Raw genomic sequence first — 18,672 nt, 5'->3', positions numbered from 1 at the left:
GGTGAGCTTCTTCAGTGGAGCGGATGAGGAGCGCGCCGGAGTCGGTGTTGACCGCCAGATCCTTTAGCGGGCCGTGCCCGCCCGGTACGAAGACCGCGTTGTAGTCCTCCAACCCAGACGCCTGCCGGCGCGACCGGGTTGGTGACTCCGGCCGCGATCTCCACCACCTGCTTGAGCCTGGCCGCCTGCTCGGCCCCGCCGCTCGTCTGCGATGCGAGGCCGTCGGTGGCGATCGGCGAGACGACCTCGCAGGGTGTGGCGACGATGACCTGGTGGCCCGCGTCCTTGAACATCTCGTACGACATGACAGCCTCCTCCGCCCGGAATCCGCCCGGAATCCGGGCGGGATCGTCGTGCCGTCGGCCAACGGCATGATGAAGAGAGAGGCTTCCCACCGGTGGTGGCGTTCCCGGCTCACTGTCCTGAAATGTCGACCTTTGATCGTTGTTTATCTGATTACCACCGACTCTTGGCGACGAAGGTCAGCAGCGCGTCCAAGGCGAAACGTCACCTTGGGCCTCGGTGAACGTGATCGGCCTGGGTGAGGACAGGCCCTCGGTGTACGGGGAGGACACGCTGGACCACCACAGGCTGATGAACGCCGCGACCGTGACCGCAGTAAAGAAGAAGCATCCGGGTGGCTTCTCGATCATCATGGCGCCGCCCTGATGCGGGCCCTTCATCGCGGTGGCGCATCGGCAAAGTCGCCTATGCGATGTGTCGGATGCGTCGGATGGCGAGGAAGAGCAGGAGTGCAGCGAGGACGATGAAGATTCCGCTTTCGATGCCTTGGAACAGCCAGTATCGGCTGCCGGGCTGGTAGAGCTGCCAGTTGTAGGCGTCGGGTCCGAGCAGTCCGCCGCCGCAGGGTTGCCCTCCCGGTCCCTGAGCGCCAACGGGACACTCCACGGTTCCATTGGCCTGCACAAGTTCACCGGAAGAGTTGCGGACACCTACGGACAGGACCCAGTTGCCGAGTGTCGGGTTGAGCGCGTGGGTCGGTCCCTGCACGGGATAGGAGAAGGTTTCGGCGGGCAGGTAGTTCGGTCTGGCCAGAATGGTCAGAGCGAAGCGCAGACCGAGGAAACCGACAAGGACGACGGCCATGGCGGGCAGCACCTTGTGCCAGATGGTGCCGGCGAAGACACCCAGGGCGACCGCGAAAAGGGTGTAGCCGATCGGGACCAGGCCTTGCATATCGAAGACGTAGACGTTGAAGCGAGAAAACTGCCCGGTCTGACTTAAGGGAGCCATCCACCAGGACATTCCCAGCCCATAGACGCAGGCCACAGCCAGCGTGGCGGCACCGACGAGCCCGAATTTCGCTAGCGCCCAGTGCCGTCGGCTGACACTTTGGGTCCAGACCAGACGGTGGGTGCCGTGTTCGAGCTCGCGGGCGACCAGCGGAGCTCCCAGAAAAAGCCCGACCAGCAGCGGCAGGACGAAGAACAGCACCCCCACCGTGGCCAGCGACTGAAACTGGTTGTTGAAATCGTCCAGCACCCCCTGGCAGGACCGGATGTTGATGGGGACCAGCTCGGCGTCACCCAGGAGGCGGACACAGGCGGCCACGCCGTTGTCGACGAACGCGCTGCGCATCGTCAGACCGGTCGGGATCATCAGGGCGGCGATGAGCACGAGCCCGATGCTGACGAACAGGGCTTGTTTGCGGTGTTGCCGCCAGACGAGCCAGATCATGCCGACACCTCCCATTCGGTGTGGCCGGCCTGGGTGTCGCCCTCGGAGAGGTAGGCCAGGATGAGGTCTTCCAGAGTCACCTCGCGCATCGTCCAGGCGGGATCGGCGACGGGCTTGTGGATGCGCGCCAGAAGGGTCGTCTGTCGCTCTGTGTGGTCGGCCTGGACCACCGCTGTGACCCCGGGGATCGGATGATGTCCGTGGCGGGGGCCGACCAGATGCCGATGCTCGGCGATCAGTTCGTTCACCGTGCCGACAAGCCGCACCCTGGCGGCATTCAGCACGATCAGGTAGTCGCAGGCCCGTTCCAGGTCGGCCAGCAGATGCGAGGAGAGCAACACGGTGGCACCGGTCTCGGCGGCGCTGTCCACCAGCAGGCGCAGGAAGTTGTTGCGGGCCAGTGGATCCAGGCTGGCCACCGGTTCATCGAGCAGCAGCAGCCGCGGCCTCTTTGCCAGGGCGAGCGCGAGGGCGACCTGAGCGCGTTGCCCACCGGACAGCCTGCCGACTGGTTGACCGGGTGGGATACCCAGCTGTGCCAGCCGGTTTCGGGCCAGGGCCGCGTCCCAGCGCCGGTTCAGCCTGGCACCCATGGTGATCAGTTCGGCCGCGGTGAAGTCCCGGTACAACGGGGTGTCCTGGGCGACGAATCCGATCTCGGACAGGACCGCCGTGTTGCCGTACGGAGATTCCCCCAAGACCCGCACTGTCCCGGCGTCGGACCGCAGCAGGCCCACCGCCAGGTGCAGCAGCGTGCTCTTGCCCGCACCGTTGGGCCCGACCAGAGCGGCGACACATCCGGTCGGCAGGTGCAGCGAACAGTCCCGTAGCGCCCACCGTTTTCCGTACCGCTTACCCAGCTGGTCAGTCTCCAGCGCCAAGTCCATTCCGTGTCCTCTCCCGCTGCTGACGTGAATTCCATGAGCGTGACCCGGTCGTTGTCCGACGGTTGCTCGCATGCGTTCGGTTGTACGGACGTCGCCCTAACCCGGGCCGAACGGAGGCTGTCACACCGCTGTTAGGCCCCGCACAGCATCCTGGAGGTCCGGATGGAAACGGAGAGGACCAAATGAGGATGCCGCGACGACTGGCGCCACCGACCCGCACCGTACGGTGGCGTTTCACCGTCCTGTACGGAGGAACGTTCCTCGTGTCCGCCGTCGGCCTGCTGGTCATCGCCAACCTCATCGGCCTGGGCGGGACGCGGACCATTGAGACCGCGCTCCCCGGCGACCCGCAGGGCCGGCTCACCCTCGCGGCCGCCCAAGACCTCGTCACCCGGCTCCAGGCCCAGCTGTCGCAGGCGCATGCGGCTCAGTCGCGCCAGTTCCTGATCGGCTCGGCGGTCGCACTCGCCATCGTGGCCGTGCTGGCACCCGTGCTGGGCCGCGTCCTCGCGGGCCGGGTGCTGCTCCCGTTGGGCAGGATCACCGCGGCCACCCGCCGGATCTCCGCCGACAACCTGCACCAACGGCTGGCCGTACCGGGCCCGGCCGATGAGCTGAAGGACCTCGCCGACACCATCGACGACCTGCTGGAACGCCTGGAGGGCTCCTTCGCCGCGCAACGCCGGTTCATCGCCGACGCCTCCCACGAACTGCGCACCCCGCTGGCGACCATGCGGGCCTGTCTGGACGTGGCCATCGCCAAGCCGGAACCCATACCAGCGCAAACGGCCGCGCTGGCCGATCGGCTGCGTACCGAACTCGACCAAGTCGACCGGCTCCTGGAGGGTTTCCTCATGCTCGCCCGCGCCCAGCACGGTGCTCTGGCCGCCCGGCAGACACTTTCGCTCGGCCGCCTGGTGGCGGCTGCCTTGGACGCCAGAGCCACCGACATCACCGGCAAGCAGCTCACCGTTCACGACGGTGGCGTCCTCGACGACGCCTGGACGCGGGGAAGCAGCACACTGCTGTCCCGTATGGTCGACAACGTGATCGACAACGCGATCCTGCACAACCACCCCGGCGGCTGGATTCGCCTCACCGCCACCGCCGATACGGAGGCGGCGCTGCTCGTCGTGGAGACCGGCGGGCGCGTTCTCGACCAGGCACAGGTCGCGCTGCTGGCCCAGCCGTTCCACCGGCTCGGCGCGGACCGGACCGGCTCCGACACCGGATCGGGGCTCGGGCTGTCGATCGTCGCCGCCATCGCCGCCGCGCACGGCGGCAGCCTGGACCTGCGCGCCCGGCCGGAAGGCGGCCTCCGGGTCGCCGTCTCGCTGCCTCTCGCGGCGAGGGTCCCGGCGTGAGGGTGCTGGTGGTCGAGGACTCGCGCTCCCTTGCCGCGGTCGTGGCCGAGGGTCTGCGTGACCAGGGCATGGCGGTGGACGTGGCGCACGACGGTCTGGAGGCCGCGGCCAAACTCGACCTCAACCCCTACGACGTGGTCGTCCTGGATCGCGACCTGCCGGGAATCCACGGCGACGTCCTCTGCCAGATGATCACTGAACACGACCATCGAGTGATGGTCCTGATGCTGACCGCGGCCGGCGCGCCCGGCGACCGGGTCAGCGGCTTGGCTCTGGGCGCCGACGACTACCTCGCCAAGCCCTTCCACTTCCCCGAACTCGTGCTCCGCATCCGCGCCCTGGCCCGCCGCCAGCCCGCCGCCCGCGCCCGCATCCTGCGCGCGGCAGGCATCGAACTCGACCCCGTACGCCGCGTCGCCACCCGCGACGGCCGTTCCCTTGATTTGTCGGTCAAAGAGTTCGCCCTCCTGGAAGCCCTGCTGCGGGCCACCCCTGCCCTCCTCAGCACCGAAGACCTCCTGGAACAGGTCTGGGACGAACACGCCGACCCTCTCACCAACACGGTCACCGTCACCATCAGCCGGCTACGCCGCAAACTCGGCGACCCCGGTGTCATCATCACCACCCCCGGCGTCGGCTACCGCATCACCTGATGAGGACCGACAGCCTTCCTATCAGGCGGGCTGGTGTGGGTTCCGCCTGCCGCCGGACGCCGTCCATGATGTGGCCGCAGCCCGTACGGCCGGTCTGATCGACGCCCGAAGGACTTTCGACCTCGCCCCTGATCACGCCGTCTGAACAGGATCATCGTTCGGTTTCAGGAACGCACACCTTGCACGGCGTCTTGCCTTCTGCTTCGGCTTCCGCGATGCTCGCGCTCCTGATCCTGCGGATGTCGAACCCCAGGACTTCGCCGCCCTGCTGGCCGGCTCGGAGGCCCCAGCAGTCCGAAGTGGTGTGGTAGCGGTCGCTGGCATCGGTGGTGATGACTTCGGTCATGCTTTTCCCCTACGGGATGCGTCAGGTGGTTGGTGACCAGGCGGCCTTATTCGCACTGGAAGCTCTCGGCCCAAGACATAATTTCCCCTGTGCTCCGTGTACTTCTCGTCTTTGCCGCGATGACAGCTCTCCTGTTCGGCGCCTCGGCTGCAGAGGCAGACCGGTTCCCGAAAATCTTCGCGGCCCCGATCGGTCCTTGGCCGGAAGGTGGCCAGTTCTCCGTTCGTCTGTGCACCAAGAACGACGGTTCGGATGCCTGCGGAGACAAGGAAGCGACTCCGCTACAGAGACGCGCGATGGAGCAGATCCTACGGCAGATGCCGCAAATTACAGATCTCCACTATAAGAGTAAACAAGAGGCGCTGGCCGGGATGTTGGCGGACGCTCCCGGCCTGGCGAGGGTCATAGAAGAAAACGATATGCCAGAGGCATTCACCGGAAGGCTGCATCGGTGGAGTGACGCACCTGCCTTCGACTCGGCGATCAAGGCGCTGCCCGGTATCTCCATCGCCCGTGTCATACCCACCCCCTTCTGGGAGGGTAAGGCCGATATAGTCGTCCTCCTGTGTGACAACAACAGAAGACCGGGATATTGCGAGGAACGAGGTAGGGCGACGGCCGGCGAGAGAGAGGAGATCGAGGCTCTACTGAAGAGAATGAAAGGCGTCAAGCGCATCTATTTCGCGGATCAGGCGCATGACATGTGGATGTCCAAGCAGTTCGACGCCCTGTTGTCGCACGTGGTGAATCCTGATCCTCAGGGCAAGGACGACGATGCCAAGCCCAAGCCGTTGGATGAGTACTACGAGAGCTACTACGTCAAACTTGACGACCCGGCGCTCGTCCCATCGATCGTGGACAAGGTGAACAGCCTGCCCGGAGTGGCGGGAGGGGGCAAGGTGTCTGTTTTTTATGGTTTAGGTCTTTGACCCGCCTGATCGAGAAGTCAGTTCAGGCAGCTTGAGTACAAGTCACGGTGATCGTCTAAGTGCGCGATGAGGGCTCGTGTTGCCGTACGGCCGGATGGCGCTGATCATGTGGCATCCAGCGTCTGGTCAGATTTCTCCGTTGCGGATGCCCGTCAGGAAGTTGCTCCAGACCGTCGGGGAGAAGGTCAGTGCGGGGCCGGAGGGGTTCTTGCTGTCGCGTACGGCGATGAGGCCCGGCAGGTTGGTCGCCACTTCGACGCAATCATTGTTGGGGCCGCTGAGGGTCGACTTGCGGAATGTGGCGCTGGACAGGTCAGGGGAGGTCATGTTTACTCCTCACCGCGGTGATGAATGCCGCGGACTCCTCGGGGGACAGGCACGCGTTGGTAAGGTGCTTGAATGTCAGCATAAGTCGCCGGATCTGCTCGCTGTCCTCGACGTATACCTCACCTGCTGGACATTCGGCGTAGCCCAGATCTGGATCGTCGTCGCCGAAGGACAATACCGAGAAGGCTCCCTCCGTGCCGCCGTGAACGCCGGCCTGCAACGGGAGGACCTGGACGGTGATGTTTGGCCGGTCCATGGCGTGCAGGATTTCGCCAAGCTGATGGGGCATGACGTTGGCTGAGCCCACAGGGTAGTGAAGGACACCTTCGCCGATGAGGATGTGCAACATCGGGGCGTGAGCGCCGAGCAAGGTGGTCTTGCGCTGCATCCGTGCATCGACGCGGCGTGTCAGTTCGATGTCAGGCCGATCCGGGTGGCCCGCTCTGATGATCTCTCGGGCGTAGTTCTCGGTCTGGAGCAGGCCGGGGATTACCAGTGGTGCCCAGTGGCAGATCGTCTTGGCCGCTGCCTCGAACTCGACGTACGACCCGGTGAACACATCGGAGTAGGCCGTCCACCAGCCGCGTCGGGCGACTTCGCGGGTGAGTTGCACCATGGCTTCGGTGGTTGCCGCTTCCGCGCAGTACAGGTGGCAGATCGCTGCCACATCGGCAGGTGTTGGTGCGCCTTTTCCTGTTTCGAACCGATTTAGCTTGCTTCGCGACCAGCCGAGCTGTTCGGCGGCGGATTCTGTCGTCATTCCTGTGGTCGCACGCAATATGCGTAGCTCACGTGACAGGCGGCGCAGCCGAACGGTGGAGTGCTTCATGCGGACAGTTTTCCGCATTGATCTTTCTGGCGTATGGACTTATCGGTCATTTATTAGATGCGGTTGTCTTCGTGGGATTCTCGCATCATCATAGGAGGCCCAGAGGACGCAGCCCTGAAAGGGGGGTTGCACGTGGCACGTCATGGGATCTCGATCTCCGTCTCATATGCCGCCAGGACGCACGTCTCTCCGTTGTCCACGACCAGGACAGGCACCCCCTCTGCCAGTCGCAGACGTTTCCGCTCGGCCAGAGTCGGGAGGCGCACCCGAATTCGCGCCGGACCTTCGACGTGGACCACGACCGGCTCTGTCTGCTCACGGACGTAGGAACCCTCGCGGCTCACTGTCCGGATGAGGCCTTCGCTTCGGAGCACCGCAAGAGCATCACGCAGCGCGTCAACTCCCACGCCGTACTCATGTGCCAGGTCAGGCTCGGACCGAAGCCTCTGGCCAGGGGGCAGGGTGCCGCTGGAGATCCGCTGGCGTAGATCGCCGGCGACCTGGCGGTACAGGGGCTCGTAGGAATCAGGGTCGATGGGCATCGCACCATGCCACTAGGCCTGCACCCCAGTTTGCCTGCTGGCCAGTAGGCGAGCAGGCCAGCAAAATTATCAACAGAAATCGGGCCCGCTATCGGTATTGCCCACCGACAACAGGCCCTTGACCAGGAAGTGAGTCCTGATCCGTGAACAACCCTAGTGCTCCGGCTCTCGACCGGTCCACGGCGATTGGCTGCTGCTGCTTCCTGGATGCGCCGCCGATGCCGATGGGCTGCGCCGCCTGCGGGCACGCCCCCTACGCGCACGGCTGCCCCGACCGGCCCGCCGATCACGAGTACGCACAGCCTTCCGGAGGTCTGATGGCCATGCGCCTGGAGGCCCGCCGTACCGGGGACCGCTCTTTGTCCTGCTTCGAGTCGCCCACTCCGAGGGCTCCGGCCAAGGCGGTTCCGTCGGTACCCGCCCAGCGCCGTTCTGGGCAGGTCCCGGTCGTCGTGCCCGCCGTACCGGCATCGTTGCCCAGGCGGGAGCCCTGCCGCCTTCGCCCGGCGCGCCCGTCCAGGCCCGTCCATCTCAGAGCGTCCCGGCCCGGCACCGTACGTCGCCTCGCGGCCCATCCCCGGCCATCGGCCGTCTGTGCCCTGCACCGTGTAGCGGTCACCCCGTCTCCGTACCGGCCACTCGGCCCGTACGGCACACCCCTCCACGCTCTTCCCCACCACATGAAGCGGGCCCGTCCTCCGCGACCAACGAACAGACGGGCCCTTGATCAGATGGAGATCCAATCAATGAACGATGGTAGGTCCACCACCCCAGAACCCACCACCATTCCCGGCTGGCGGCTCATCCTCAGTGACGCCGGACGGCTGTGGGCCAGCCGGGAGGAGCCCTTCTCCCTGGCCGCCTTCCACGCCGGGGCCGAACGGACCATCGACGCCGACAGCCTGGAGGCTCTGCGGGCCGAGACCGACCGGCAGGAGGCCATCGCCCAAGAGGCCAACGCCCAGGCCGCTGCCGTCACGGAGACCTCTGCCGGGCAGACGCGGGGACAGGCCGCCGGGCAGGTGATCTCATGATCCGGCGACGACCCACCCGCCCTCGCGGACGCCACCGCGACGGCCAGGCCGCCGCCCCCGTACCCCACTACACCTGGGACCATGAGGCCCGCGCCGAAGCGGCGATGTTGGAGATCACCTGGCCAGGCTGGGCCGTGCTGTACGGCACCGGCAGCCGCCTCTTCCACGCCATCACCACCTGGCCCACCCCCGAACCACTGCTTCTGTGCGACCGGACCGTCGACGGTCTCAAGGCCCAGATGCGCGAGGCAGAGATGACCGCGATCACCCAACGCTGGGCGCTCGCCGGACCCGGCCGCTCGTGAGCAGGCACGGCGGTCCCATCCCTTCCCCCGGTCCGGGACCGCCGTGCCGTTGCCGACCTACCGCGCGGGTGCCAAGAAAGGCGTCCGAGAGGTAGGTGACGTCGTGTAAAGCGTGCGCTCTCTCCGGGCCGGTCCTGCCGAATCTGAAGATTGTCAGCTGATGCAGCGCATCGGCTGTCCGGTCAGGTGGGAGGCGGGAAAACGCCCGGTATTCGTGCCAGGCGCGCATTGGCGAAACGGGAAATCCCGACAGGGAAAATGCCGCGGCGGCTCGCTGGTCCGCACTGACAAACAGCGAGGATCAGAGAACGGTTTAGCATCAGGTGGATGGAGCTGTGGGAGCGTTCCGCGACGCTGGATCTCCTCGGCGATCTTCTGCGCGAGAGCGCCCGCGGCGGTCGAGTGGCGGTGGTGGCCGGCGAGGCGGGCATCGGCAAGTCCGCGCTCGTGACCGAGTTCGCCCGGCGATGCGGGTCGGCGGCATGGGTGCTCTGGGGCGGCTGCGACCGGTTGATCACCCCGCGGGCGCTGGGCCCCCTGCACGACATCGGCCGCCAGACCGGAAACATCCTGGCCGATCGGCTGAACGCCGGCGCCGCGCGGGAGGAGATCTTCGCGGCCTTCCTGGACGAGCTTTCCGGCCCGCCGCAGCGGCCGCGCCCGGTCGTCGTGGTGGAGGACGCCCACTGGGCCGATGAGGCCACACTCGACTGGCTGGTCTGGTCGGGCCGACGGATCGGCCGGATGTCGGCCCTGGTCGTGGTGACCTACCGTGACGACGAGGTGGGCGCCGAGCACCCACTGCGGGGCGCCCTGGCGGCCCTGCCCAGCGCCATCGTGCGACGCGTGTCGCTGTCGCCGCTGTCTCCGGCGTGTGTGACGGAGCAGGCGCACCGGGCCGGGCGGGATCCGGAGCTGGTCTACCGGTTGACCGGCGGCAATCCGTTGCTGGTGACCGAGTTGTTCAAGGCCGACGGCCGGGCGGTGCCGGCCACTGTGCAGGATCTCGTCCTGGACCGGATGCGGGCACTGCCGCGGCCCGCCCGGGAGCTGGCCCAACTGGTGGCGGTGATCCCGACTCGCGCCGACGCCGCCGTCGTGGCGGGAGCGTCGGACCTGGTCGACCTGTGTGTCGACGCCGGGGTGCTGGTGCCGTCTGGTGACGGCGTGTCGTTCCGTCACGAGCTGCTGCGCGGCGCGGTGGAGGACGCGATGTCGCCCGCGCGACGCGCCGTCCTGCACCGGCGGGTGCTGGGCGTGCTGGCGGGGGCCGCCGGGGTCGACCCGGGCCGTCTGGTCCACCACGCGCTGCACGCGGGGGACGAGGCCGCGGTCCTGCGGTACGGGCAGGTGGCGGGGGTCGGCGCGGCCCAGCAGGGCGCGCATCGGGAGGCGACGGCACATTACCGGGTCGCGGCCGTACACGCCGACCGGCTGCCGGCCCCGCAACGGGCCGAGCTGCTGGAGGCGTACGCCTTCCAGGCGTATCTGGCCGGGCTGGCCGAGGAGGGGCTGCGGGCCCGGCGGGCGGCGCTGGCCGTACGGGAGGATCTGCGGCAACCTGAACAGGTCGGGGAGAACCTGCGCTGGATCTCCCGGCTGGCGTGGTGGGCGGGGGACGCGGGGGAGGCCCGGGAGGCGGCCGCCCGAGCGGTGACGGTCCTAGAGGCCGGGCCGCCGGGCCGACAGCTGGCCATGGCCTACAGCAACCGGTCGCAGCTGCACATGCTGGCGGGCGAGCGGGAGACCGCGGTCACGTGGGGGGAGCGGGCACGGACCCTGGCCGACCGGCTGGGGGATGTGGAGACCTCCGTTCACGCCGTGATCAACGTGAGCAGCGCGCGGCTGATGGACGGTGACGACGGCGCGGCCGCGGCGCTGCGGGTGGCGCACGAGCGGGCCTCATCCCTCGGGCTGACCGATCACGCCGCCCGGGCACTGGTCAACCTGGCCACCTCGCTGGTCGAGCTGGCCGAGTACGAAGCCGCCGTCCCGGCGGTCGAGCGGGCGCTGGCCTACGCCACCCGGCAGGATCTCGACGGCTACGTCCAGTACCTGCTCGGGGTGCGGGCGGGGGTGCGGCTGGCCCGCTGTGACTGGACCGGCGCGCTGGCCGACGCGGACGCGGCGCTGGACCGGCCGGTCCGGGCCGGGGTCGCCGTGGTTCCCGCGCTGGTGGCGCGGGGCCGGATCCAGGCGGCTCGCGGCGAGCCCGAGGCGTCGGCCACCCTGGACGAGGCCGCCCGCCAGGCCGAACGTACCGGTGAGGTGCAGCGGGTCTGCCCGGTGGCGGCGGCCCGCTCGGAGTTCTTCCTGTGGCGCGGCGATGCCGAGCGTGCCGCCGAGGAGGCTCGGCGCGGCCTGGACCTGGCCATGACGGTGAGCCACCCGGTTTACGTCGGGGAGCTGGCCTACCGGTTATGGCGGGCCGGCGGGACCGGGATCCCGGGTGCGGTGGTGCGGCCGTACCAGCTGATGATCGACGGCGACTGGGCGGGCGCGGCCGCGGAGTGGGCCCGGCGCGGTGCCGGATACGCGCGCGTCGAGGTGCTGGCGGGCGGTGAGCAGGATGCGGCGGCCGAGGCGTTGCGGGTCCTGGACGAGCTGGGGGCCACGCGGGCGGCGGAGAGGTTACGGGCCGAGCTGAGAAGGCGCGGATTCACCCGGGTGCCACGCGGTCCCCGCCGGGCGACGGCCGCCAACGCCGCCGGTCTGACGCCGCGCCAGGTGGAGGTGCTGGCGCTACTGGCCGAAGGGCTGTCCAACGCCGAGATAGCCGGGCGCCTGTCGTTGTCGGTCAAGACCGTCGACCACCACATCTCCGCGGTGCTGGGCAAGCTCGGTGTGGCCAGCCGGGGCCAGGCGGTCGCTGCGGCGCACCGGCTGAACCTGCTCCGGGATCCCGCAAATTAGGGAGATCTCCCCAATCGCGGACCGTCGCGGAGGTCCTACCGTTCTGTGCGGAGGCGCCGCCGTAAGGGGAGACCATGACCTATCTCAGCACGCCCGCCGAATCACCGCTCTACCAGACCGAGCGGGCCGCCCTGGGATACGTGCCCAACTACCTCAGGGTGCTGGCGCTGCGGCCTGAGGTCTACGGCGCCTGGCAGCAGTTGGGGGAGGCGGTCAAGGCCGGCATGGACCTGCGTCGCTACGAGCTGGTCACCCTGACCGCCGCCCGCCGTCTCGGTTCCACGTACTGCGGTCTCGCTCACGCGGCCGTGCTGCGTGAGCGGTTCTACGACGACGCGGCGCTGCGCGCGATCGTGGCCGACCGCCACGACGCGGGGCTGGCTCCGGTGGACGCGGCGGTCATGGACTTCGCCGAACGCGTTGCCGCCGATCCTGTCACGGTGACCGAGGCGGACATCGACATTCTGCGCGGGCACGGGCTGGCCGATGTCGACATCCTCCAGATCGTGCTCGCCGTCTGCCTGCGCCGCTTCTTCAGCGGCGTCCTGTCCGCGGTCGGTGCCGTCCCGGATCCGGTCTTTGACGGGCTGCACCCCGGCATCCGGGCGGCCCTCGGGACAACCGGCGTCGAAGCCGTCTCCGGCTAGGTCGTTTTCCGCACCGTTGCAGGTCAGCAGCTATATCTGAGCCAGTGCAGCGGGTGATCACCCCAGGTCGATCGGGGTCACGTGCGGAATGCGGGGCGAAGGACCGGGTGACGGCGGTTCGCCGGTGCCGAGTCGTTCAGAAAGTCCACGTGCTCCATCGACGAAAGACAAGGAGAGATCCATGGCCGGAAAAGCTGTCGTCAGTTTGACCACCGGGCTTGAGGACCCTGAGCGGGTCACGGTGGCGTTCCTGGTCGCGGTCGGCGCAGCCGAGCAGGGCCGTCCCACGCTCATGTTCCTCACCAAGGAAGCGGCCCGGCTGGCGCTGGACGGCGTCGCCATCGCCGTCGCGTGTGACGGCTGCCCTCCACTGGCCGACCTCGTGGCCCGGTACGCCAAGGCAGGCGGACACTACCTGGTCTGTCCGATCTGCTTCGAGGCCCGCGCGCTCGACAAACAGCGACTCATCGAGGGCGCGGAGCTGGGCGGCACCGTCCCCATGTGGCAGTGGATCGGCGACGAGGGCGCGACCACCTTCAGTTACTGATGTCCCGAGGGCACCGAAGCATGGAAATGAGGTGCTGCAGAGATTCCGGACAGATCGTGTCCTGGGTCTACCGGGGATCGACAGAGCGGAAAACGGAGACGCCTCGGAGGACCATGCCCCGAGGCGTTCCGGTTGAGAGCTTTGTCAGCCGAGAGCGTCCCTGATTCACGCGACCGGCCTGCGGCAGTCCGCCTTAGCGGAACCGCGGGTCGTTTCCGGCCTTCGTGGTCACCTTGAGCGACAGGGCCTTGGCGATCTCACCCCACGAGACGTAGGAGAAGTTCGTGGCGTCGCGTTCGTCGTCGACGTCGGGCCCGGTCTCGGGCTCGTCGTGCGTGACCAGCAGGCCCTGGCGGTAGTCACCGACGGGACGGTTCGTCACGGCAAGCCCGTCGGAGCCGTTGACGTCGTCGGCTCCCTTGGCGCCCTTGACCCGGAAGCCGCCCACCGGAGCGTTCTTGCCCTGCCGGTCGTAGACCGCGAACGTGTCGTCTCCCTGGCTTGACACGATGATGTATCCGGTCGAGCCCGGGCCGTAGTAGATGTCGACGCCCTCGGCGTCAGCCGTGAGCAGGTTGCCGCCGAACCCCTTGGCCTTCGGGTCGATTGGCCGGCACTTTTCGGATTTCTCGTCGTAGGCGTCGTGGATGCCGAAGTCGGTGACCTTGTCGATGAGCGTCGGCTGCCCGCCCGAGCCGAGCGGCAGCCGTAGCCGCCACAGGCCGACATCCTCCTGCGCGGCATAGAGAACGCCCGACTTCTGGTCCACCGCGACACCCTCGAACTGCGGCAGTACGCCCGGCTCCTCACACGGGAACCAGGTCGAACCGTCCGGCAGCTTGAAGGTGCTCGGCATCGTCAGTTTCTTGACGCTCGTGTAGCCGAGCTTGCCGTCGACCTCGACGATGCGCGCGGTCGCGAGGGTCGTGGCACCTTCCTGGGTGACGACGGCATACGTCTCACCGCGCTTCGGCTGCCAGACGGCGAGTCCGTACGCCGTGTGCTCCTCGCCGACGGCTTCACGGTCAGGGTTGAACAGGAACCGCTGATCAGCCGCGGTGACCTCGGTCAGCGGCGTACGCGCCGCGGCGCCGGCCGGGTCGATGACGAAGAACCGGAGCTGGTCGTTGTAGCGGTCCGAGACGACCGCGACGTCGACCACGCGGCCGGCGAGCGTGATGTCGTAGGCGATGTCGACGTTGTTGTACCGGCCTTTGGCCGTGTCGGCCCGCGGGGCCTCGGTCGCGGCCAGTGACTGGAGCTCCCGGGATTTCATGTTGTAGACGCGGAGGCCCCCCTCCTTGGCGGTCACGATCACGATCGACTTGTGGGAGTCCTTCGGGTGGACCCAGATGGCGGGGTCGTCACCGGAGGCGTTGCCCCCCTTTTCGTCGTCATAAAGGGCAGGTGTCTCGCTGTCCGTCGTCACGACTGCGGGATCGCCCCGATGCTCAACGGCGGGAAAGGCCGCCGCGGGGGAGGCGGCGAGCAGGGTGGCGGCAACTGTGCCAACCGACAGTGCGGCTTTCAGGATGTGAGTCACGTGTTCGAGCGTGCCCGACGAAGATTGCCGCGGATCTGACCGGTAGATAGCTGTCAGTTGAACTCTGGAACTCGTCATGCGGGGAGGACGTCGTCGGCTGCGGTCATGCCGCGGACTCCAGGGCGTTGCGAGGTGCCGGGGTGGGAGGCTGCTACTCAGGCTCGCATGGCGAGCAACGCCTTCCGGGCTGCGACGAGTGCTTCCTCTTCGGAGGCTCCGGTATGCAGGGCGGCCCTGGCGAACTCCTCGGCTGCCGCGGCGAGTCGGAGGCGGAACTGGTCGGCCGTGCCGGTGATGACAGCCGCTCGGCCGCGACGTAGTTCCACCAATCCTTCGTCGCGCAACTGCTGGTAGCCCCGTAGCACGGTGTGCAGGTTGATGCCGAGGGCGGTGGCCACGTTGCGCGCCGAAGGGAGCCGGTCTCCGGGGGCCGCCGTGCCATTGGCCAGCGCGGCGCGTACGGAGGCCGCCACCTGGTCGGCGAGTGACTGTGCCGATGAAGGGTCAACTGTGATCAGCACTACGCCGTCTCCCCCTGTCGCTGCCTGCTCAGCCATCCGTTGACCAGCGCGGCCGCCGTCTCCGCTTCGCGCGTGGAGTAGACGAACAGCCGGCCATCACTCAACGACAGGACGAGCGCCGGCCCCTTCCTGCCGACGACACCCCAGCCCGCATCACCGTCGTCCAGCTTGTACCGTCCGGCGGGAGCTTCGCTCCTGGCCTCAGCGAATCGTATCCTCGGGTACGGCACCGTCCGGCGTAGGGCGGGTAGCCAGGGGAACCGCACCGTGACCCCCGAGCCGTCGATCTGCAGACGGGTACGCGCCTGCGCCATTTCAAAGACCGTCCACAGCGCCAGTACCGTCGTGCCCTGCCATGCACCGGAGCCCTCGGACACGGTCCATGCGGTGACCACGGCCAGCACCGCGGCGGCCAGCAGCCTCTGTGCCGACCAGGCGGAGGTCACGAACATGGCACGCTGCCACGGGCCGAGCGTCATGGTGGGCGCATGCGGCGGCGGTACGGCGGTGGTCTCGGGCGCCGGCGGCAGCGGACCTGCCGCCGCCCAGCCCAGAGCGAATGCCCCCGCGGCGGCGGCGATCTCCACCATCAGGAGCCAGGCGGGCCGGGCCACGGCACCCGGGGCGTCGACCAGCATCAGCAGCCACAGCGCGCCGGACACCGGAGCGGCCACGCCGATGAGGAAGCTCCCGGCCACCAGGGCCCGCTGGACCTGAGGTAAGCGCCAGTGGCGCAGGAACGAGACGATGAGCAGCGCTTCGAACCACACCATCACCCCCCAGAGGGGTTGTGAGGCCCAACCTTGCCAGGTGGGCTCGTACTCGGTGTCGATGGCCCAGTTCTGGAGGTAAACGCGGTCGGGGAGGCGCTCCCCGTACAGGGTGACCAGGGTCATGGGCACGATCAGCAGGAGTAGCGGGCCGGCGGCTGTCAGGATCAGGCGGCGGACCCTGCCTGGCGCGGCGTGATCGGGGCGGTAAGGAGACGCGAAGGGGATGGGGATGAACATGGCTCAACCTCCAACTGTTTGCTGTTAAATATAACAGTGCAAACAGTTTCTGAACGGTGACAGGATGCTTCCCGGGTCAGGCCCGGACACCCTCTCCGGAGGATGACGGTGAAGGGGTGTACTGCTTCACCAGGTCCGTCGACGGGCAGCCGACTGTTCCACGCCATCGCCACCTGGCCCACCTCCGGACCTCTGCTCATCTGTGACCGTACGGTCGAGGGCCTCAAGGCACAGATGAGTGAAGCCGAGATGACCGCGCTCGTCCAGCGCTGGGCACCCACCGGGACCGGCCGCCCGTGAACGGGCACAGCGGCCCCATCCCTTCCCCGGTCAGGGACCGCCGTGCCACTGTCGACCTACCGCGTGAGTGCCCAGAAGGGCGCCCGCACGGTAGGTGACGTCATATAAAGCGTGCGCTCTCTTTGAGCAGGAAAGACGCCCTACTGATCATCGTTCGGCGCGAGTCTCAGTCGGGAATGCACACCTTGCACGGTTTTTTGCCTTCTGCTTCGGCATCCGAGATGCTCGTGCTCCTGATCCCGCGGATGTCGAACCCCAGGACTTCGCCGCCCTGCTGGCCGGCGCGGAGGCCCCAGCAGTCCGAGGTGGCGTGATAGCGGTCACCGGCATCGGTGGTGATGACTTCGGTCATGCTGTTCCCCTATGGGATGCGTCAGGTGGTTGGTGCCCAGGCGGCCTTATTCGCGCTGGGAGCTCTCGGTCCAAGTCGACCAGCCCTGAGTGCTCCAGCACTACGGCCACGTAGTCTGCCGCCTGTCACCTGACGCGTCCTTTCACGTGGCCGTCGGATCCTCTCTGTCAGACTTCAGCGAGACATAGGGCGAACGAGTCCTTTTGATACGGAGCAGGGCGCTGGTATCTATGAGACAGAGTTTTGTCACGCCACGGCCTGGTGAGTGCTGTCACCCTTGTCGATGGCTGAGAAGTCGATCTCACCATCTCGCGCATGCGAGCCACGGCCGCTGCCCGCCCGTGTCGATCGACGATCTCTTGTAGGGCGGTGTTGACCGTGTCTTCCCTGGGCGAGGTACCGAGCAACTTCGCGGGTCGATCAAGGTCTGGGTCGAGCCGGGGTCATTCGGGCGACGATCATCCGCCAAAGGGCGAACTGCAGCAGGGAGAGGAGCACGGCGGAGGGCATCAGGGTCCAGATCCCGGCGCTCTGTCCGATGGCGCCGGTCAGCCAGGGGAGCATCGCGCCGCCGATGACCGATACCCCGTTCATGATGCCGATGGCCGTCGGCACCAGCCGGGCCGTGGTCAGATCAGGCACCACCGCCATGGCCGTCGGGAAGATGGGCCCGAGAAAGAAGCCGAGCAGGAGGAAACCGGCGGTGGCCACGGCCGCTCCCGGTGCCGCCCAGGTGAGGACCGCGCTCGCCGTCACGCCGGCCAGGCAGGCGTAGGTCATGCCGATCGCGGTCAGTCCCATCCTGGTGGCAACCGGACTGATCAGGAACCGGCCCAGGGTCAGCCCGAGCCAGTAACCGCTGGAGATGTACCCGGCGGTCAGGCCGGTCTGCGCGTGCTCCTCCACCAGGAAGGTGAACCCCCAGTTGCCTACACTGATCTCCAAACCGACGTACACGGCGAGAAACACCGAGGCCAGTGCCACCGCGGGCGAGCGCATGACGGCGGTCAGCAGACCGCCCCGCTCCGGTTCGGAGCCCTCGGGGTCTGTTGGAAGCAGCAAGGCGTCAGGATACGGAGGCCCCGTCTTCACGGGGCGCCCGGCCGCACCGTCACCCGCGGGGGTGGGCCTGGGATAGGCCAGCAGGAAGCCGGCCACCAGCGGCAGGCACGCCACCGCCAGCACCAGCCATACGGCCGTCCACGGCAGGAAGGTCAGCATCCAGGCGGCCGTCAACGGGCCGAGAAGCGCGCCGACACCAAAGAACGCGTGCAGGCGGTTGAGCAGCGTCGTGGCCGAGGGAAGCTCTGTGAGGTAGGCGTTGAGCACCGACTCCAGCACGCCGATGCCGTAGCCGACCACCAGCTGCACTGCCAGGAAGGCCACGAACGGCGGACGGCTGGCCATGTACAGCGTGGCCATCACGTACAGGCCGCCGCCGATGGCGAGGGCCCGGCGCGTACCGAGGCGCTCGAGCAGCGGGCCCGTACCGGATCCGGCGAGCATGAACCCGGCGGAGGAGACGAAGAAGGTGATACCGATCGTCGTCATGTCGACGCCGTAGTCGCCGATCAGCGCGGGCAGCAGCACTCCGCCCACACCGGCGTTCAACCCGGCCAATACAAAGGTCGCGTACGCCAGGGTGACCGGCGCCCGCCACGGGCTCTCAGAGACGGGCACACGCTCTCCAGCGCAGCACTTCGGTGCGGATGGGATTCAGAACCGTCCGGTGACGGCCGGTTACGTTAAAGCTCAGGGCACAGTGCGATCAGGGTAACCCGAGGCCGGGCCGCAGGCCAGATCTCAACAATGCCGAAACGGCTGGGCCTTCTGGAAAATCGAAACCAGCGATGGCTGGATATCGAATTCGGCCGGCGGCTGGGGCGCCGGCCGTCCCGCCTGTGCCGCCGCCACGAACACCGCCA

At 67.7% G+C, this 18,672-nt stretch carries 21 protein-coding genes; 9 read left to right on the top strand and 12 right to left on the bottom strand.

The genetic code is table 11. The annotated features are described in order from the left end of the window. Window positions 1-11 precede the first annotated feature (11 nt). Window positions 12-305, bottom strand: coding sequence for a hypothetical protein (locus IG98_RS50840; protein WP_157594526.1), 294 nt, complete (start codon window positions 303-305; stop codon window positions 12-14). Between the two features lie 217 nt (window positions 306-522). Here IG98_RS50840 and IG98_RS50835 point away from each other — a divergent pair, with 217 nt between their 5' ends. Further along, window positions 523-669, top strand: coding sequence for a hypothetical protein (locus tag IG98_RS50835; RefSeq protein WP_157594525.1), 147 nt, complete (start codon window positions 523-525; stop codon window positions 667-669). 39 nt (window positions 670-708) lie between these two features. Here IG98_RS50835 and IG98_RS0126440 read toward each other — a convergent pair whose 3' ends face one another. Both IG98_RS0126440 and IG98_RS0126435 read right to left on the bottom strand, forming a co-directional pair. Continuing rightward, complete coding sequence (locus IG98_RS0126440) at window positions 709-1,698, bottom strand: ABC transporter permease (protein WP_030917644.1); 990 nt, start codon at window positions 1,696-1,698, stop codon at window positions 709-711. Continuing rightward, on the bottom strand, window positions 1,695-2,585 hold the full coding sequence (locus IG98_RS0126435) for an ABC transporter ATP-binding protein (protein WP_030917642.1): 891 nt from the start codon (window positions 2,583-2,585) through the stop codon (window positions 1,695-1,697). Before IG98_RS0126435 ends, IG98_RS0126440 begins: the two co-directional genes overlap by 4 nt. Window positions 2,586-2,773: 188 nt before the next feature. Here IG98_RS0126435 and IG98_RS0126430 point away from each other — a divergent pair, with 188 nt between their 5' ends. Together IG98_RS0126430 and IG98_RS0126425 are read left to right on the top strand one after the other, a co-directional pair. Continuing rightward, window positions 2,774-3,949, top strand: a complete 1,176-nt coding sequence (locus IG98_RS0126430) for a HAMP domain-containing sensor histidine kinase (RefSeq protein WP_030917640.1) — start codon at window positions 2,774-2,776, stop codon at window positions 3,947-3,949. Beyond that, on the top strand, window positions 3,946-4,602 hold the full coding sequence (locus IG98_RS0126425) for a response regulator transcription factor (RefSeq protein WP_030917638.1): 657 nt from the start codon (window positions 3,946-3,948) through the stop codon (window positions 4,600-4,602). The genes IG98_RS0126430 and IG98_RS0126425 overlap by 4 nt, the downstream gene beginning before the upstream one ends. A 151-nt stretch (window positions 4,603-4,753) precedes the next feature. Here the strand turns inward: IG98_RS0126425 and IG98_RS0126420 are convergent, their stop codons facing one another. Continuing rightward, window positions 4,754-4,948, bottom strand: coding sequence for a hypothetical protein (locus IG98_RS0126420; RefSeq protein ID WP_030917635.1), 195 nt, complete (start codon window positions 4,946-4,948; stop codon window positions 4,754-4,756). An 89-nt stretch (window positions 4,949-5,037) separates the two neighbouring features. On the opposite strand from IG98_RS0126420, the gene IG98_RS0126415 reads away from it, so the two are divergent. Beyond that, window positions 5,038-5,877, top strand: a complete 840-nt coding sequence (locus IG98_RS0126415; RefSeq protein WP_157594524.1) for a permease-like cell division protein FtsX — start codon at window positions 5,038-5,040, stop codon at window positions 5,875-5,877. 126 nt (window positions 5,878-6,003) lie between these two features. Here IG98_RS0126415 and IG98_RS0126410 read toward each other — a convergent pair whose 3' ends face one another. From IG98_RS0126410 to IG98_RS48115, 3 genes are all read right to left on the bottom strand, one after another. Further along, window positions 6,004-6,204: a DUF397 domain-containing protein gene (locus tag IG98_RS0126410; protein WP_030917630.1), complete on the bottom strand. Its 201-nt coding sequence runs from the start codon at window positions 6,202-6,204 to the stop codon at window positions 6,004-6,006. After that, a complete protein-coding gene (locus tag IG98_RS0126405; protein ID WP_030917627.1) occupies window positions 6,191-7,033 on the bottom strand; it encodes a helix-turn-helix domain-containing protein in 843 nt (280 codons plus the stop codon). Before IG98_RS0126405 ends, IG98_RS0126410 begins: the two co-directional genes overlap by 14 nt. A gap of 140 nt (window positions 7,034-7,173) precedes the next feature. After that, a complete protein-coding gene (locus IG98_RS48115; RefSeq protein WP_030917624.1) occupies window positions 7,174-7,575 on the bottom strand; it encodes a winged helix-turn-helix domain-containing protein in 402 nt (133 codons plus the stop codon). Window positions 7,576-8,321: 746 nt separating this feature from the next. Between IG98_RS48115 and IG98_RS0126395 the strand changes: the two genes are divergently transcribed. The 5 genes from IG98_RS0126395 (at window position 8,322) to IG98_RS0126375 (ending at window position 13,021) form a co-directional block, all read left to right on the top strand. Then, entirely contained in the window at window positions 8,322-8,609 is a 288-nt protein-coding gene (locus tag IG98_RS0126395) for a hypothetical protein (protein ID WP_030917621.1), read from the top strand. Further along, a complete protein-coding gene (locus tag IG98_RS0126390) occupies window positions 8,606-8,914 on the top strand; it encodes a hypothetical protein (protein WP_030917617.1) in 309 nt (102 codons plus the stop codon). Before IG98_RS0126395 ends, IG98_RS0126390 begins: the two co-directional genes overlap by 4 nt. 327 nt (window positions 8,915-9,241) lie before the next feature. Further along, window positions 9,242-11,827 carry an ATP-binding protein gene (locus IG98_RS0126385; RefSeq protein ID WP_030917614.1) on the top strand — a complete coding sequence of 862 codons (2,586 nt, stop codon included), beginning with the start codon at window positions 9,242-9,244 and terminating at the stop codon, window positions 11,825-11,827. A 74-nt stretch (window positions 11,828-11,901) separates the two neighbouring features. After that, the gene (locus tag IG98_RS45320; RefSeq protein WP_063766291.1) at window positions 11,902-12,474 is read left to right on the top strand and encodes a carboxymuconolactone decarboxylase family protein; all 573 of its coding nucleotides are present in this window, start codon (window positions 11,902-11,904) and stop codon (window positions 12,472-12,474) included. 181 nt (window positions 12,475-12,655) lie between these two features. Further along, window positions 12,656-13,021, top strand: a complete 366-nt coding sequence (locus IG98_RS0126375; protein WP_030917611.1) for a DsrE family protein — start codon at window positions 12,656-12,658, stop codon at window positions 13,019-13,021. A 193-nt stretch (window positions 13,022-13,214) separates the two neighbouring features. Here the strand turns inward: IG98_RS0126375 and IG98_RS0126370 are convergent, their stop codons facing one another. The 5 genes from IG98_RS0126370 to IG98_RS0126350 all read right to left on the bottom strand — a co-directional run bounded on the left by IG98_RS0126370 (window position 13,215) and on the right by IG98_RS0126350 (window position 18,427). After that, entirely contained in the window at window positions 13,215-14,564 is a 1,350-nt protein-coding gene (locus tag IG98_RS0126370; protein WP_037971319.1) for a phytase, read from the bottom strand. Window positions 14,565-14,719: 155 nt separating this feature from the next. After that, window positions 14,720-15,085, bottom strand: a complete 366-nt coding sequence (locus tag IG98_RS0126365; RefSeq protein ID WP_030917604.1) for a GntR family transcriptional regulator — start codon at window positions 15,083-15,085, stop codon at window positions 14,720-14,722. Beyond that, entirely contained in the window at window positions 15,085-16,095 is a 1,011-nt protein-coding gene (locus IG98_RS0126360; RefSeq protein ID WP_030917601.1) for a hypothetical protein, read from the bottom strand. Before IG98_RS0126360 ends, IG98_RS0126365 begins: the two co-directional genes overlap by 1 nt. A gap of 466 nt (window positions 16,096-16,561) precedes the next feature. Continuing rightward, window positions 16,562-16,747 carry a hypothetical protein gene (locus tag IG98_RS0126355; RefSeq protein ID WP_030917598.1) on the bottom strand — a complete coding sequence of 62 codons (186 nt, stop codon included), beginning with the start codon at window positions 16,745-16,747 and terminating at the stop codon, window positions 16,562-16,564. Window positions 16,748-17,167: 420 nt separating this feature from the next. Next, window positions 17,168-18,427 (bottom strand): MFS transporter, encoded by a 1,260-nt coding sequence (locus IG98_RS0126350; RefSeq protein ID WP_030917595.1) that lies wholly within the window; start codon window positions 18,425-18,427, stop codon window positions 17,168-17,170. Window positions 18,428-18,672 lie beyond the last annotated feature (245 nt).

Source organism: Streptosporangium amethystogenes, from assembly GCF_000721075.1.
Classification (GTDB): domain Bacteria; phylum Actinomycetota; class Actinomycetes; order Streptosporangiales; family Streptosporangiaceae; genus Streptosporangium; species Streptosporangium amethystogenes.
The sequence above is the reverse complement of the archived record's forward strand: the minus strand, read 5'-3'. Positions and strand labels throughout refer to the sequence as shown.

Excerpts from the sequence above, each read along its gene's own strand:
- IG98_RS50840 (WP_157594526.1), bottom strand. The coding sequence starts at position 305 with ATGTCGTACGAGATGTTCAAGGACGCGGGCCACCAGGTCATCGTCGCC.
- IG98_RS0126440 (WP_030917644.1), bottom strand. The coding sequence starts at position 1,698 with ATGATCTGGCTCGTCTGGCGGCAACACCGCAAACAAGCCCTGTTCGTC.
- IG98_RS0126435 (WP_030917642.1), bottom strand. The coding sequence starts at position 2,585 with ATGGACTTGGCGCTGGAGACTGACCAGCTGGGTAAGCGGTACGGAAAA.
- IG98_RS0126430 (WP_030917640.1), top strand. The coding sequence starts at position 2,774 with ATGCCGCGACGACTGGCGCCACCGACCCGCACCGTACGGTGGCGTTTC.
- IG98_RS0126420 (WP_030917635.1), bottom strand. The coding sequence starts at position 4,948 with ATGACCGAAGTCATCACCACCGATGCCAGCGACCGCTACCACACCACT.
- IG98_RS0126410 (WP_030917630.1), bottom strand. The coding sequence starts at position 6,204 with ATGACCTCCCCTGACCTGTCCAGCGCCACATTCCGCAAGTCGACCCTC.
- IG98_RS0126405 (WP_030917627.1), bottom strand. The coding sequence starts at position 7,033 with ATGAAGCACTCCACCGTTCGGCTGCGCCGCCTGTCACGTGAGCTACGC.
- IG98_RS48115 (WP_030917624.1), bottom strand. The coding sequence starts at position 7,575 with ATGCCCATCGACCCTGATTCCTACGAGCCCCTGTACCGCCAGGTCGCC.
- IG98_RS0126395 (WP_030917621.1), top strand. The coding sequence starts at position 8,322 with ATGAACGATGGTAGGTCCACCACCCCAGAACCCACCACCATTCCCGGC.
- IG98_RS0126390 (WP_030917617.1), top strand. The coding sequence starts at position 8,606 with ATGATCCGGCGACGACCCACCCGCCCTCGCGGACGCCACCGCGACGGC.
- IG98_RS0126385 (WP_030917614.1), top strand. The coding sequence starts at position 9,242 with ATGGAGCTGTGGGAGCGTTCCGCGACGCTGGATCTCCTCGGCGATCTT.
- IG98_RS45320 (WP_063766291.1), top strand. The coding sequence starts at position 11,902 with ATGACCTATCTCAGCACGCCCGCCGAATCACCGCTCTACCAGACCGAG.
- IG98_RS0126375 (WP_030917611.1), top strand. The coding sequence starts at position 12,656 with ATGGCCGGAAAAGCTGTCGTCAGTTTGACCACCGGGCTTGAGGACCCT.
- IG98_RS0126360 (WP_030917601.1), bottom strand. The coding sequence starts at position 16,095 with ATGTTCATCCCCATCCCCTTCGCGTCTCCTTACCGCCCCGATCACGCC.
- IG98_RS0126355 (WP_030917598.1), bottom strand. The coding sequence starts at position 16,747 with ATGACCGAAGTCATCACCACCGATGCCGGTGACCGCTATCACGCCACC.